Source organism: Blautia sp. HA3515 (assembly GCF_059933065.1).
Genome location: NZ_JAYFUY010000113.1, coordinates 1 through 12,402, shown reverse-complemented (window position 1 = coordinate 12,402; position 12,402 = coordinate 1). Strand labels below are relative to the sequence as shown.

The 12,402-nt window shown below is 42.5% G+C and carries 13 protein-coding genes and 1 pseudogene; 2 read left to right on the top strand and 12 right to left on the bottom strand.

Annotation, left to right across the window (positions count from 1 at the left end; genetic code table 11):
- A pseudogene (gene thrH, locus R1Y93_RS09665) lies at window positions 1-410 on the top strand (bifunctional phosphoserine phosphatase/homoserine phosphotransferase ThrH); the annotation flags it as partial.
- A gap of 77 nt (window positions 411-487) precedes the next feature.
- Here the strand turns inward: thrH and R1Y93_RS09660 are convergent.
- Together R1Y93_RS09660 and R1Y93_RS09655 are read right to left on the bottom strand one after the other, a co-directional pair.
- Window positions 488-616: a helix-turn-helix domain-containing protein gene (locus R1Y93_RS09660; RefSeq protein ID WP_500822644.1), complete on the bottom strand. Its 129-nt coding sequence runs from the start codon at window positions 614-616 to the stop codon at window positions 488-490.
- A 28-nt stretch (window positions 617-644) separates the two neighbouring features.
- Window positions 645-1,130 (bottom strand): Crp/Fnr family transcriptional regulator, encoded by a 486-nt coding sequence (locus tag R1Y93_RS09655; protein WP_500822643.1) that lies wholly within the window; start codon window positions 1,128-1,130, stop codon window positions 645-647.
- A 191-nt stretch (window positions 1,131-1,321) separates the two neighbouring features.
- Here R1Y93_RS09655 and R1Y93_RS09650 point away from each other — a divergent pair, with 191 nt between their 5' ends.
- Window positions 1,322-3,112 (top strand): flavin reductase, encoded by a 1,791-nt coding sequence (locus R1Y93_RS09650; RefSeq protein WP_500822642.1) that lies wholly within the window; start codon window positions 1,322-1,324, stop codon window positions 3,110-3,112.
- Between the two features lie 80 nt (window positions 3,113-3,192).
- Here the strand turns inward: R1Y93_RS09650 and R1Y93_RS09645 are convergent, their stop codons facing one another.
- From R1Y93_RS09645 to bilS, 10 genes are all read right to left on the bottom strand, one after another.
- Window positions 3,193-3,537 (bottom strand): cupin domain-containing protein, encoded by a 345-nt coding sequence (locus R1Y93_RS09645; protein WP_158421358.1) that lies wholly within the window; start codon window positions 3,535-3,537, stop codon window positions 3,193-3,195.
- A 152-nt stretch (window positions 3,538-3,689) separates the two neighbouring features.
- Window positions 3,690-4,559: an FKBP-type peptidyl-prolyl cis-trans isomerase gene (locus R1Y93_RS09640; RefSeq protein ID WP_500822641.1), complete on the bottom strand. Its 870-nt coding sequence runs from the start codon at window positions 4,557-4,559 to the stop codon at window positions 3,690-3,692.
- Window positions 4,560-4,724: 165 nt separating this feature from the next.
- A complete protein-coding gene (locus R1Y93_RS09635; protein ID WP_500822640.1) occupies window positions 4,725-5,264 on the bottom strand; it encodes a histidine phosphatase family protein in 540 nt (179 codons plus the stop codon).
- Between the two features lie 102 nt (window positions 5,265-5,366).
- Entirely contained in the window at window positions 5,367-5,861 is a 495-nt protein-coding gene (locus tag R1Y93_RS09630) for a nitroreductase family protein (RefSeq protein ID WP_500822639.1), read from the bottom strand.
- 185 nt (window positions 5,862-6,046) lie between these two features.
- Entirely contained in the window at window positions 6,047-6,694 is a 648-nt protein-coding gene (locus R1Y93_RS09625) for a Crp/Fnr family transcriptional regulator (protein ID WP_500822638.1), read from the bottom strand.
- 197 nt (window positions 6,695-6,891) lie between these two features.
- Window positions 6,892-9,489, bottom strand: a complete 2,598-nt coding sequence (gene recD2, locus R1Y93_RS09620; protein WP_500822637.1) for an SF1B family DNA helicase RecD2 — start codon at window positions 9,487-9,489, stop codon at window positions 6,892-6,894.
- Between the two features lie 105 nt (window positions 9,490-9,594).
- On the bottom strand, window positions 9,595-10,320 hold the full coding sequence (locus tag R1Y93_RS09615; protein WP_500822636.1) for a hypothetical protein: 726 nt from the start codon (window positions 10,318-10,320) through the stop codon (window positions 9,595-9,597).
- The gene (locus tag R1Y93_RS09610; RefSeq protein WP_500822635.1) at window positions 10,314-11,105 is read right to left on the bottom strand and encodes an ABC transporter ATP-binding protein; all 792 of its coding nucleotides are present in this window, start codon (window positions 11,103-11,105) and stop codon (window positions 10,314-10,316) included. Before R1Y93_RS09610 ends, R1Y93_RS09615 begins: the two co-directional genes overlap by 7 nt.
- Window positions 11,095-11,334: a GntR family transcriptional regulator gene (locus R1Y93_RS09605; protein WP_500822634.1), complete on the bottom strand. Its 240-nt coding sequence runs from the start codon at window positions 11,332-11,334 to the stop codon at window positions 11,095-11,097. The genes R1Y93_RS09610 and R1Y93_RS09605 overlap by 11 nt, the downstream gene beginning before the upstream one ends.
- 275 nt (window positions 11,335-11,609) lie before the next feature.
- Window positions 11,610-12,116 (bottom strand): flavodoxin family protein BilS, encoded by a 507-nt coding sequence (bilS, locus tag R1Y93_RS09600; RefSeq protein WP_500822633.1) that lies wholly within the window; start codon window positions 12,114-12,116, stop codon window positions 11,610-11,612.
- Window positions 12,117-12,402: the final 286 nt, after the last annotated feature.

Here is a 12,402-nt window from a genome sequence, read left to right as displayed (position 1 = left end):
GAAGATTGATCCACTTCCCGAGCAAAAGAATTTCTGGATAAGTTAAGAGAGCTGACCCAGTGTGATCATTACTCAGTGATACTTTTCCCCAGTTTGCAGGACCGCTGATGAAAAAACTGGGATATCCTACCATTTTCTGTAATTCGCTGGTAGTTTCCCCTGATGGAGAGATCCTTGATTTTAAAATGCGTTGTGAAAAATCAAAATATACGACTGTGAAAGCCCTTCAGTCTATCGGCTATGACACCATTGCCAGTGGAGACAGTCACAATGATCTGGGCATGATCCAGGCAAGCAAAGCAGGCTTCCTGTTTAAGAGCACAGATGCTATTAAGGCTGAGTACCCGGAAATTCCTGCTTTTGAAACCTATGATGAGCTTTATGATGCCATCAAAAAAGTAATCCAGTAAAATATATAATATGTAAATAAATGCGTCCTTTTAATGCGCTGTGCCAGAAAATGCGCCGTGTCCGAAAGCAGGATAGCTTATTCTGTCAGCAAATGGATGATACGTCCTTCCCTGCGCAGGATCTTCTGATCCTCCAGGCTTTTCAGCTCACGCGTCATAGCACTTCTGTCCACTCCCAGATACTGGGCAAGGGTTGTATAGGACATTGATATTGTAATATCTTTTTTATGCTTTTCAGCGGCTATGCAGTTCAGATAAGCAAGAAGCTTCTTCTGTGTAGTCGATCTGGAAAGCATATCGATGCCGGTTTGTCTGCTGCCCGGCATGCAGGGCAGTCATCTGAAGCAGATTACTGACCATCTGGCTGTGATGCCAGCAGGCTTTTTCGCATCGCTTGATCACATGCTCATAGTCAATAAACATTACCCGTGCCATTTTCTGGGCGCGCACATAATAATGCTGTGAATCCCCGGATAATAGAAAAGGCTCCCCAAAAACACTGTCCTTCTTCAATTCATCTATAATATACTCATTTCCATCTGCATCGCAACAATATAAAAGTGCCTGTCCTTCCAATATCAGCCCTATCTTTTTCATAACAGAAGAATATTCCATGATGGTTTCATTATTCTGATAGGTTGTTTCCCTTGCACAGAAGCAAACTCGCATAAGCTCCTGTTCCTCTAAGGAAATATTTGTAAAAAGTGTGATATGTTCCATAATATTCCTTCCCTCCTATTTTCAGTATATCATCCTTTTTTGTAAAAAAATATAGGTTTTGTTGCATTTGCAACAGCTTTTTCTCCTATTTCAGGGTATACTTTCATCATCAGGAAACATAAAAAACAGAAACTCATAAAATTATTAAGGCACATAAATAAAAACCAAGAAATAAAAGTGAGGGCGAACGCATGAAAATCACAGATAGCATTAAATATGTTGGCGTAAATGATCATCAGGTAGATCTTTTTGAAGGACAATACGCTGTTCCCAATGGAATGGCATATAATTCCTACGTGATCCTTGATGACAAAATTGCAGTTATGGATACTGTAGATGCTAATTTCACCCATGAATGGCTGGATCATCTTCAGCAGGTACTGAACAACCGGAAGCCTGATTACCTGATCGTCCAGCATATGGAACCGGACCATGCTGCAAATGTTGCAAATTTTCTGAAGGTTTATCCAGATACTACCGTAGTTGCAAATGCTAAAACTTTCACCATGATCAAGAACTTCTTTGGCCTGGAGCTGGAAGGTCAGAAGCTGGAAGTAAAAAACGGAGGCTCTCTTTGCCTTGGTTCTCATAATCTTACATTTGTTTTTGCTCCTATGGTTCACTGGCCGGAAGTAATGGTAACTTATGACAGCACAGACAAGGTTCTTTTCTCAGCAGACGGCTTTGGCAAATTCGGCGCCCTGGATGTGGATGAAGACTGGGATGACGAAGCAAGAAGATATTTTATCGGGATTGTTGGCAAATATGGCCCACAGGTTCAGTCTCTGCTGAAGGTTGCCGCAACTTTGGATATCCAGGTGATCTGTCCTCTTCACGGCCCGGTTCTTTCCCAGGATCTTGGCCATTATATCAGTCTTTATGACAAATGGTCCTCCTATACTCCTGAAGAAGAAGGAATCGTGATCGCTTACACTTCTGTTTATGGTCATACCAAAAAGGCTGTTGAAATCCTGGCAGACAAGCTGAAAAGTAAAGGCTGTCCAAAGGTTGTGGTTTATGATCTTGCAAGAGACGACATGTCACTGGCTCTGTCGGATGCTTTCCGCTACAGCAAACTGGTTCTTGCAACTACTACCTACAATGCCAGTGTTTATCCATTTATGCATGACTATCTTACCCGTCTGGCTGAGCATAATTTCCAGAACCGTACTGTTGGCTTGATTGAAAATGGTTCCTGGGCTCCTCTGGCAGCAAAGGTGATGAAAGAACTTCTTTCCGGATGCAAAAAGATCAACTGGCTGGATACTACAGTAAAGATCCTGTCTGCAGTAAATCAGGAAAATATGGATCAGCTGGAAGCTATGGCAGCTGAGCTTTGCAAGGAATATATTGCCCAGAATGACCAGCTTGCCAACAAAAATGACCTGACTGCTTTATTCCGTATTGGCTACGGTCTGTATGTAGTTACATCCAATGACGGCAAAAAGGATAACGGCCTGATCGTCAATACTGTCACACAGCTTACAGATACCCCAAACCGTGTGGCTGTAAATATTAACAAAGAAAATTACTCCCACCACATTATCAAACAAACTGGCGTCATGAATGTGAACTGCCTGTCTGTGGATGCACCATTCTCTGTTTTCCAGCAGTTTGGATTCCAGACAGGACGAAGCGTGGACAAATTTGCAGGACAGAAGATCTGTCGCTCAGATAATGGTCTTGTTTTCCTGGATAAATATATTAATGCTTTTATGTCCTTGAAGGTAGAGCAGTACGTGGATCTTGGCACTCACGGAATGTTCATCTGCCGGGTAACTGAAGCCCGTGTTATGAGCGATCAGGATACTATGACTTATACCTATTATCAGAAACACGTAAAACCTCAGCCTGAAACAGAGGGCAAAAAAGGCTTTGTTTGTAAAGTTTGCGGCTACATCTACGAAGGAGATGAGCTTCCGGAAGACTTTATCTGTCCGCTTTGCAAGCATGGCGCAATTGATTTCGAGCCGATTGACTGATTTCTTCTCTACTCTATCAGAAAAGTCCCATCCGAATGGCTTCATAGCCTGACGGATGGGACTTTGCATGATGAACATGATTAATATGTAATGATAATCGCAATTACCTTCATGGGAATATCTCCGGTATTTACAAGCTTGTGGGATTCTCCATGGGCTGTTACCACCAGATCACCTTTTTCCACAGCTTTCTCAACTCCATTATCTACTGCCATACCGGTTCCTTCAGTTATAATGTAATACTCAGATTCATTAATATGGGTATGCTCTCCAATGCTTCCTCCTACCGGAATCGTCATCTGAGACAGCAGACGACAGTTTTTAAAATCAGTACAGTCTGCAAAATTAATAAATGAAATATCTCCTTCGCCGCCTTTTAAATTGCTCCGCACCGAAGTGGTCATATTTTCTTTCTTGTATACCATGATTTAATCCTCCTGAATTTTTGTAGTATATCACCAAGAATGATCATAACCGTTCATCACCCTCATAGTTACGATGCAAAATACCTCATTATTTTGCTTCTGCTAATTCGATTCTGAAAATCATTCTACTTCTACTAATTTAATTCCGAAAATTATTTTACTTCTACTAATTCGATCCTGAAATTCAATTCTTTGCCTGCCATTTCATGATTGGCATCCAAAGTAATATTTGTCTCGTCCTTTGCTGTTACTTTTACAGGAAATGGCTGACCGTACTGATTAGACAAATATACCTGCTGGCCTACAGTCAGATCCTCTGAACCTGGAAGCTGTGCGATCTCAACTGTAAAAACAGCATCCGGATTAGGCATACCGTAAGCTTCTTCCGGCATCAGGTGTACATCTACGATCTCTCCAACTTCCATGTCAGCCACTGCTGCATCAAAGCCTTTAATCATCTGGCCTACTCCACATGTAAATTCCAAAGGTTCTCCCCGGTCATAAGAAGAATCAAACTGTGTACCATCATTAAAGGTTCCTCTGTAATGCGTTCTGCAGGTTTTTCCCACATTTTTACCTGTAATCGCAGGCTGTGAGCCACAGCTGCTGCAGCCACCGCAGGAATGGCCTTCTTCATGGTCTCCACAGGAATGACCTTCTTCATGATCTCCACAAGAATGGCCTTCCCCGTGATGATGATCACAGTTGACACCTGCAGATGCCAGTTCTCCCTTCAGATAGCTTTCTACTGCCTGGTCAGCATCTCCGCTGGCACCTGAGCAAACTTCGATCCCTGCTTCTGCAAGAGCAGTCTGTGCTCCGCCTCCAAGGCCGCCACAGATCAGTACATTCACGCCCTGTTCTTCAAGAAGCACTGCAAGTGCCCCATGTCCTTTCCCATTGGAACTGATCACTTCACTGGATACTACTTTCTGATCCTCTGTCTCGTATACTTTAAAATTCTCTGTTTTTCCAAAATGTTGAAAAATGTTTCCGTTGTCATAAGTTACTGCAATTTTCATTTGAAACCTCCCATTTCGATGCATAGTTATCTGTTTAGTATAGACCTTCTGCCTAAGGAAAGCAAGAAAAACGTATCCGGTTCCTGCCTACGCATCTATTTCCTCACTATGTATCTGTTTTCCCTCCTGCCCTGCCCTAATTCTGCAGCGCCTGCCATAAACATATCAGAAATCGTATCTGACAACAGCACAATTTTTCACTCCAAATGCTGCATATTCCTGATTGGTCATCTCATAAAAATAGGAGTTTACCACTCGTGCAATCCCATTGTGTGCAACCAGGATATATGTCTTCCTGTCAGCTTCCTCTTTAATCTCATCTAAAAGATTGTAAATCCTCTGTGCCAGCTGGAGCATTGACTCTCCGCCTTCATATCTGCAGCAGAAATCTTCCTTGGCTTTTTTAAATGCCAGACCATCACGGGCCGTTGATTCCCATTTGCCATAATTCTGTTCCTTCAGCCTTGGCTCCATCCTTCCTGGAATGCCGGTGATCTCTGAGATATGCCGGGCAGTCTCTGCTGCACGGATCAAAGGCGAATACAGGATCTCATCTGCCTGGATGCCCTGCTCCAGAAGCATTTTCCCTGTTTCTATCGCCTGCTGATGTCCCAGCTCTGTAAGCGCTATATCTGTAGCACCGCATATTTTATTTTCTACATTCCACACAGTCTGTCCATGCCTTACAAAATATACACAACCCATTTTCTTCTTTTGTCATCCTGTTCTTTTATTTTCTGTTTCAAGTCGAGCAGCCGCTGATACGCCACAGATCATAGAAAAAACCTTTTCGCACAGCAGTTGGATTTATCGGATATAATGAACCCTGCTTTCCTCGTAACGATCCTGCTGTTTTCTTTCTTCTGCCGGATATCCACAGGGCACAATCGCAAAGGCATTCAGATTTTCCGGAAGATTCAGGATTTTTCTTACTGTTTCCATCCGGTCTGTGCCCGGTGCAATTCCCATCCATACAGCCCCAAGTCCAAGTTCATCCGCCTCTAACAGCAGATTTTCCACAGAAGCACTCATATCAATATGAAAATACTCCGGTGCAGCCCCCTCTGACCGATAACATGGAACAAATACCACCGGTGCATCTTTTGCACATTTTGTATAGGGGGAAGCCTGTGACAGCTGCTCAATAATGTTCTTATCGCTGACAACATAATACTCCCATGGCTGCTGATTGTGTGCGGATGGCGCAGCCATAGCCGCCCTTAACAGCTTCTCAATCTTTTCCTGCTCTATTTCTTTATCCTGATATTTTCTGATACTTACTCTGTGAAAAATACTGTTCATCTTACTTTTCCTCCATGTATAAAAAGCTATATTTTACCGGTTAAAAAAAAGCTCTTTCTGTAATCTCATTTTATCACAGAAGAGCTTTTCGTGCATTATGAATAATACAAATCATACCAAATAGCAAAATTCAAGTCGGGCTCTCTTCCCCAATTATTATTTCATCGTATCACCCATGCAGTTCCTTATCCATGCAATTCCTTATATTTCTTCAATACTCTGCTCAAACTTTCGGGAGTCATATTCAGATAGGATGCTATTTCTTTTTTGCTTACTTTATCCACAATTTCCGGATATGTTTCAACAAAATATTCATATCTTTCCAATGGATTATAGGAAAGTATCATCTTTTCATATTCAAATTCTCTTATGGAGGAAATCCCCTGCATCCGTGTACAGGCCAGTGCTACATCTACACTTTCCCTTGACAGCCGATAGATATCATCGGCTGAAGCGCTCACGACCACACAGTCCGTCACCAGTTCAGTGGTCACAAAAGAAGTCATATTTTTGTCTATATTCATGATTCCTACCAACGGCTCACCTGGAAGGTATGCAAAGCAATGGATCTGTTTTTTCCCTTTACGGGTATCATAGTAAGCTTTCACGATTCCGCCTGCCTTATACAGAAAATGGATCCTATCTACCTTGTCATTCTCTTTTAACAGTATTGTTTTTGCTTTCAGACTTAATAATCCTGAATGCTCTGCCAGCTCCTGCACTGCTGTCTCTTCTCGGATCCCCATGATCCTCTGGTAAAAGATTTTAAGTTCCTGTGTTTCATTCAGTCCTTCCATCGCATCCTGATATGTTTTTGGTTTCCCGTTTACCATACTTTTGTTTCCTGTCATAAACCCTTTTCTTTCAGTACCCTCCTCACAATTTTGAGATATATAAAACATTATATAATATATTATATCGCTTTATATATCTTATAAAGATTATAAAATTACTGCTCACTTTTACAATGATTCTCCCCTCAGTGAGCAGTCATCTTTATTATACATTATAGACTAATAAACTGCAATTTTTATTTTTTCATTTCCCTGCTGATCCATTCCATGATCACATCCACCACATACTCCTGTTCCTCCTGCGTCAGTTCTCTTCCTTTTGGAATGTGATGCCATTTTTCCAAACATCCTCTGCAGCAGGTAGCAGTTCCATGTTGGGCAACAAACACCGGATGGCCTCGCATAGGGGTCTGCCTGCCATCATTTGGCAGATCAGCCGGTGCCAGTCTTTTACTGATAAAATCAATGGCATGTTCCCGTACCTTAGCCATCCCTTTTTCTGACACATAATTCCTGTCATTCGCCTTCAAAGAAAAACTGCTTCTGAATTTGGATTGGGAAAGGCGTTTCCACAAATCCCCTTCATAGACCGCTGGTGTTTCACATATCATAGAAGGCTGAATACCACCTTTATAAACGATCATTTTTTCTTTTGATGTTTTATCTGCAAACTGTGCTTCTTTGGATTCCCTGCTGTCTTCCTGCAGCCGCCTTGCCAGACATGTATTCCGTCCTGTGGTGGTTTCATTTTTGATAGCATAATACACAGCTTTTTTCTCACCTATCAGCACCAGGATCTTTTTTGCCCTGGTCACACCTGTATAAAGGAGATTTCTTTGCAGCATCACAAAATGGCTCATAGTAAACGGCATAACCACAATAGGATACTCACTTCCCTGCGCCTTGTGGATGGTTACTGCATAGGCAAGGGAAAGCTCCTCAAGTTCTGTCACATCATAAACCACTTCACGATCGTCAAACAGAACCGTCAGTTCCCGCTCCTCCATGTCCACCTTGGTAATGGTGCCAATATCCCCATTAAATACTTCTTTATCGTAATCGTTACGAATCTGCATAACCTTATCCTTAAGCCGATATTGTGTCCCGCCTCGCCGCAAAAAGATCCTGGATGGATTCATGGCCTCCTGCAGAACCTGGTTTAAGTGAACCGCCCCGCATTCTCCCCGCTGCATAGGCGTCAGCACCTGAATATCTGTAAATGGATCCACATGGTAATACCTGGGCAAATTCATTTTGCAATACTGAACAATGGTATCCACTACTTCCTGATTGGTTGTCTTTGAAGCAAAGAAAAAATCCGACTCCTTGCCTCCTCGCATGTCAATCAGTGCGCCCTGATTGATCCGATGAGCATTCATAATGATCCGGCTTCCCTGTGCCTGCCTGAAAATCTGTGTTAGACGCACCACAGGAACCCTTTGGGAATCTATAATATCCCGCAGTACATTTCCAGCACCAACACTGGGAAGCTGATCTGTATCTCCAATCAGGATCAATGACATCTGCTCCGGCAATGCTTTTAACAGATTGTACATCAGCATAATATCGATCATGGAGCACTCATCCAGGATCAACACATCTCCTTCAAGAGGGTGCTCCTCATTCTTCTGATACCCTTCCGGAGGCTTATATTCTAATAGCCTGTGAATGGTCTTTGCCTCCATGCCGGCAGCCTCGCTCATTCTTTTTGCAGCCCGTCCTGTAGGTGCAGCCAGAATGATCTTACAGCCAGCCTGTTGATATGCTGAAATGATTCCCAGTGTTGTAGTGGTCTTGCCAGTACCCGGCCCTCCTGTCAACACCATTACTTTAGAAGAAATCGCCGTCTTAACTGCCAGCCATTGGGTCTCATCATAGGTGATCTTTGATGCAGCCGCCACCCTGGACAAAATCCGTTCCGGATCTTCTCGCTTTGCGGCATCAGCCTTCATCAGGCGGATCAGTCTTCTGGCACATCCGCTTTCAGCAAAATAATAAGGCGGCAAATAGATCGCTTCCTGTTCCTCTGCCTGATCCCGGATCACATCGTTGGTACGCAGCATTTCATCCAAAGTGATCTCCAGCTCCGGTTCTTCCACTTCCAAAAGTTCTCCTGCTTTGCTGATCAGCTGCTCTCTTGTTGCATAGCAATGGCCTGCCTCTGCCAGCTTATTAAGAGTGTAAAAAATACCGCTGCGCAAACGGACAAATTTCCCTTTATCAATACCCATCTTCTGTGCAATGGAATCTGCTGTTTTAAACCCGATCCCCCAGATATCGTCAGCCAGCCGATATGGATTTTCTTTTACAATGGCAATACTTTCACTTCCATAGGTTTTAAAAATCTTTGTGGCATGAGAAGTGCTCACTTCATGGCTTTGAAGAAACAGCATAATGTTCTTGATCTCTTTCTGTTCCTGCCAGCTTGTTGTGATCCTGTCTACACGCACTTTCCCAATCCCTGGTATTTTCAGCAATTCCTCTGGTGTGTCCTCAATCACATTTAATGTCTCTTTTCCGAATGTTTCAACGATCTTTTTTGCGAACTTTGGGCCGACCCCTTTCACCAGTCCGGAGCCAAGATATTTCTCAATCCCGTAAACCGTTGCCGGAAGTGTTTCTTCAAATTTTTCTACAGAAAACTGTCTCCCATATCTGGCATCTACTTTCCACATACCTTCCAGTGAAAGGACCGAACCTACGTGAGTATCCGGCATAGTGCCAACCACTGTAACCAGATCACTGTAATCCTTCACTGCACATTTCAGCACTGTATAGCCGTTATTTTCATTCTGATATGTAATTCTCTCCACCACGCAGCGCAAATGCTCCATCTCATACCTCTTTTCTACACATCATTGTCTCACTTAGACATACACAAAAGCCCTTTCCATGATTCTGATTTTATCACAGAAAGGGCTTAACTGATATTACTTTTTCTATACGCTTAGCTTCTTATCCATAATCCAGCCGCTGATCAGATAAAAAATCGCAGCAGCCAGGAAAGATACCGCTATATCAAGAGCAAAGGTAAGTTCTATACTATTCAGTTCCGGAAGCATGTCCATACCCATTCCCAGAAGGGTGGTCAGGATAATGAAAATAATAAAGGCTATGATTCCACTGGCCTTCTTACCGGCAAGCACACTGGCAGATAAGATCACAGCAAGATCTGCGCTTACAATACATGTGATCCAGCCGGCCAAAGCTGAGAAGAAGTTAAAGGCGATCATCCACGGATCAATGGATATATTCATATTCATATTCATGAATCTGTACAGCATATCCCAAAGTTCTTTATAATTGCCTACGGCTATGTCAATCACTGCAAGAACTGCAAAAAATACTCCTGTCAGCAAAATAGAAATTCCATTTTCCAAAATCTTGGCTCCAAGGATCTGATAGCTGCTCCTTGGGGTAAGAAACAGCATATAGCTTTGTTTCGTGTTCAGATCCCGTTGCAAAACGTTTATGCTTTCCAGACCAATGTACAGGATTCCGGCGGTAGCACATAAGATCAGCAGCATGATCCCTATAAAAATCAGATTGTCTTTCTTCAAAAAAACACCTAGTAAATATACAATTTCCACCACCATGGTAATACATAATAAAATCAATTTTGAAAATGCGGTTTTACGAAATTCATATTTCATCAACTTTAACATACTGCCTCTCCTCCATGTCCATAAATTTCACGATACAGATCAGCTACAGATTTGTGCTGGCTGATACGTAATTCTTCTACCATACACTGCCGGATCAGATGCCCTTCCTTCATAAAAAGCACAGCATCTGCCACACGCTCCAGCTCATCGATCAGGTGGCTGGAAATCACCATCGTCACATCTGGTTCAATGGACGCCAGAATAGTTCTCATAATCTCATCTCTTGCCAGAAGGTCAATGCCGTTCAATGGTTCATCCAACAGATAAACCTTCGCCTTTCGAGCCATAGTCACTGCTATTTTCAGTTTCGCCATCATACCGGAGGAAAGCTTTTTGGCTCTCATATCATCAGTAAGCTCCATTCTGGTAATCAGTTGATGATATTTTTCCATAGAAAAATCGTCAAAGAAATCCTCATAATATTTTCCCACATCTGCTACCGTCATCCAGCTGTAAAAGTAGGGCTCTGTGGACATATAGGCGATCTCTTTCTTGCTCTCGATGCCTATAGGCTGATCCTGATAAGAAATCCCACCACTATTTGGCTTCACAAGTCCTGCTGCCATCTTCATCCAGGTGGTTTTCCCACTTCCGTTAGGACCCAGCATGGCATATACAAGCCCTGCCTCCAGTTCCAAGGATACATGATCCACAGCAGTTTTTCTTCCATATGTTTTTGTTACTTCTCTGCTTTCCAAAACCATTTTCATATTCTCCTCATCATTATTCTGATTCAAGAATGCCAGGGCATTCTTGCTGCAAAATGCGCCGGTTTCATTTTTCATTTTCATTTTCAAGAAGGGCGATAGCTTCATGCCTGGAATACCCAAGCTGCTCCATGCCCTCCAGAAAATCCTGTATTAAAGTACCTGCCATCTCTTCCTTAAGCATATCTATCTTCGCTGAATCCTCTGTAACAAAGGTTCCCATGCCTCGTCTGGTAAAGCATACACCCTCACTTTCCAGTTCCTTGTACACTCGACTGACTGTGTTAGGGTTGATGGTATATTCCACCGCCAGATCACGTACAGATGGAAGCTTCGCTCCGGGGGAAGCTTGCCTGTTACAATGTCCCGCTTGATCGCATTGGCTGTCTGAAGATAGATGGGCAATGTGGGATTATATTCCATAATATCCTCCTTGTGTATCACTGTTATAGTTAGATAGTACACTAAGCCATTGTGATTGTCAAGTTTTTTTTATCTGTTTTTATATCTGTTTTTTACACCGGCATCTTTGCACAAAAAAAGCCCTTTGAGAAAAGGATTTCTCCCCTCTCAAAGAGCAAGTCATTCTTTCGTAATGGCTGTTTGCAGCCCTTGCAGATCATCCATGTCAGGATGAGACAACGCACGGTCAAAATTGTCAATCAGCATATCAAGATTTGCCGGATGCTCCGGGTTCTCTTTCATCTTCAGATAACGTTCCCTCACAGACTGTGGCATTTTCCCCTGACACATATATTCTCCGATAATAACATTGCTGGAATCAATGGACTGCCTGACTTGTCCCAGAATCTTCTGAAAATAAACATCACTTCCGCCAAAACCAGCTGTACCAAAAAGAAAAATCTTTCTATTCTTTAATTTGGACAACAATTCCAAAGTCTTATGATCCGCATTCCCTTTGTCCGTCCAAAATCCTACATACAGCAGATTTGACTGAGGTACCTGCGCCTCAACCGTGCCAAAATAATCACATTCATTCTTAGGTAATGTTTCATGAATCACATCCGCAAGCTTCTTCGTATTACCTGTTAAGCTGCTGAATATTATCGAATAATTCTCTCTCTTCAAACCTTATCGTCTCCTTCTGAAAATGGTGTTATAACATATGAACAGTATTTCCAAACGCAACTGTTCACAGTATGTAAATATATTCTTACAGCAACTGTAAGTGTTATTTATCTCGCTTCCGTGCTATGCTTCTATTATGAAGCCAGAGTAAGATTGTGAGAGTACATAACACGAAACATCCATAGGTATCATAGCCTTGGGCTTTTGCCCCAATGTCTTATTATAATACTAGGAGGCTTTAATGTGAAGCCTATCTTAAACTTCTTCCCATTAGTTTTTGCCAATC

Excerpts from the sequence above, each read along its gene's own strand:
- R1Y93_RS09655 (WP_500822643.1), bottom strand. The coding sequence starts at position 1,130 with ATGGAACATATCACACTTTTTACAAATATTTCCTTAGAGGAACAGGAG.
- R1Y93_RS09625 (WP_500822638.1), bottom strand. The coding sequence starts at position 6,694 with ATGGTAAACGGGAAACCAAAAACATATCAGGATGCGATGGAAGGACTG.
- R1Y93_RS09610 (WP_500822635.1), bottom strand. The coding sequence starts at position 11,105 with ATGAAAAATGAAACCGGCGCATTTTGCAGCAAGAATGCCCTGGCATTC.
- R1Y93_RS09645 (WP_158421358.1), bottom strand. The coding sequence starts at position 3,537 with ATGGTATACAAGAAAGAAAATATGACCACTTCGGTGCGGAGCAATTTA.
- R1Y93_RS09635 (WP_500822640.1), bottom strand. The coding sequence starts at position 5,264 with ATGGGTTGTGTATATTTTGTAAGGCATGGACAGACTGTGTGGAATGTA.
- R1Y93_RS09630 (WP_500822639.1), bottom strand. The coding sequence starts at position 5,861 with ATGAACAGTATTTTTCACAGAGTAAGTATCAGAAAATATCAGGATAAA.
- R1Y93_RS09650 (WP_500822642.1), top strand. The coding sequence starts at position 1,322 with ATGAAAATCACAGATAGCATTAAATATGTTGGCGTAAATGATCATCAG.
- R1Y93_RS09615 (WP_500822636.1), bottom strand. The coding sequence starts at position 10,320 with ATGTTAAAGTTGATGAAATATGAATTTCGTAAAACCGCATTTTCAAAA.
- R1Y93_RS09660 (WP_500822644.1), bottom strand. The coding sequence starts at position 616 with ATGTCCTATACAACCCTTGCCCAGTATCTGGGAGTGGACAGAAGTGCT.
- R1Y93_RS09640 (WP_500822641.1), bottom strand. The coding sequence starts at position 4,559 with ATGAAAATTGCAGTAACTTATGACAACGGAAACATTTTTCAACATTTT.
- recD2 (WP_500822637.1), bottom strand. The coding sequence starts at position 9,489 with ATGGAGCATTTGCGCTGCGTGGTGGAGAGAATTACATATCAGAATGAA.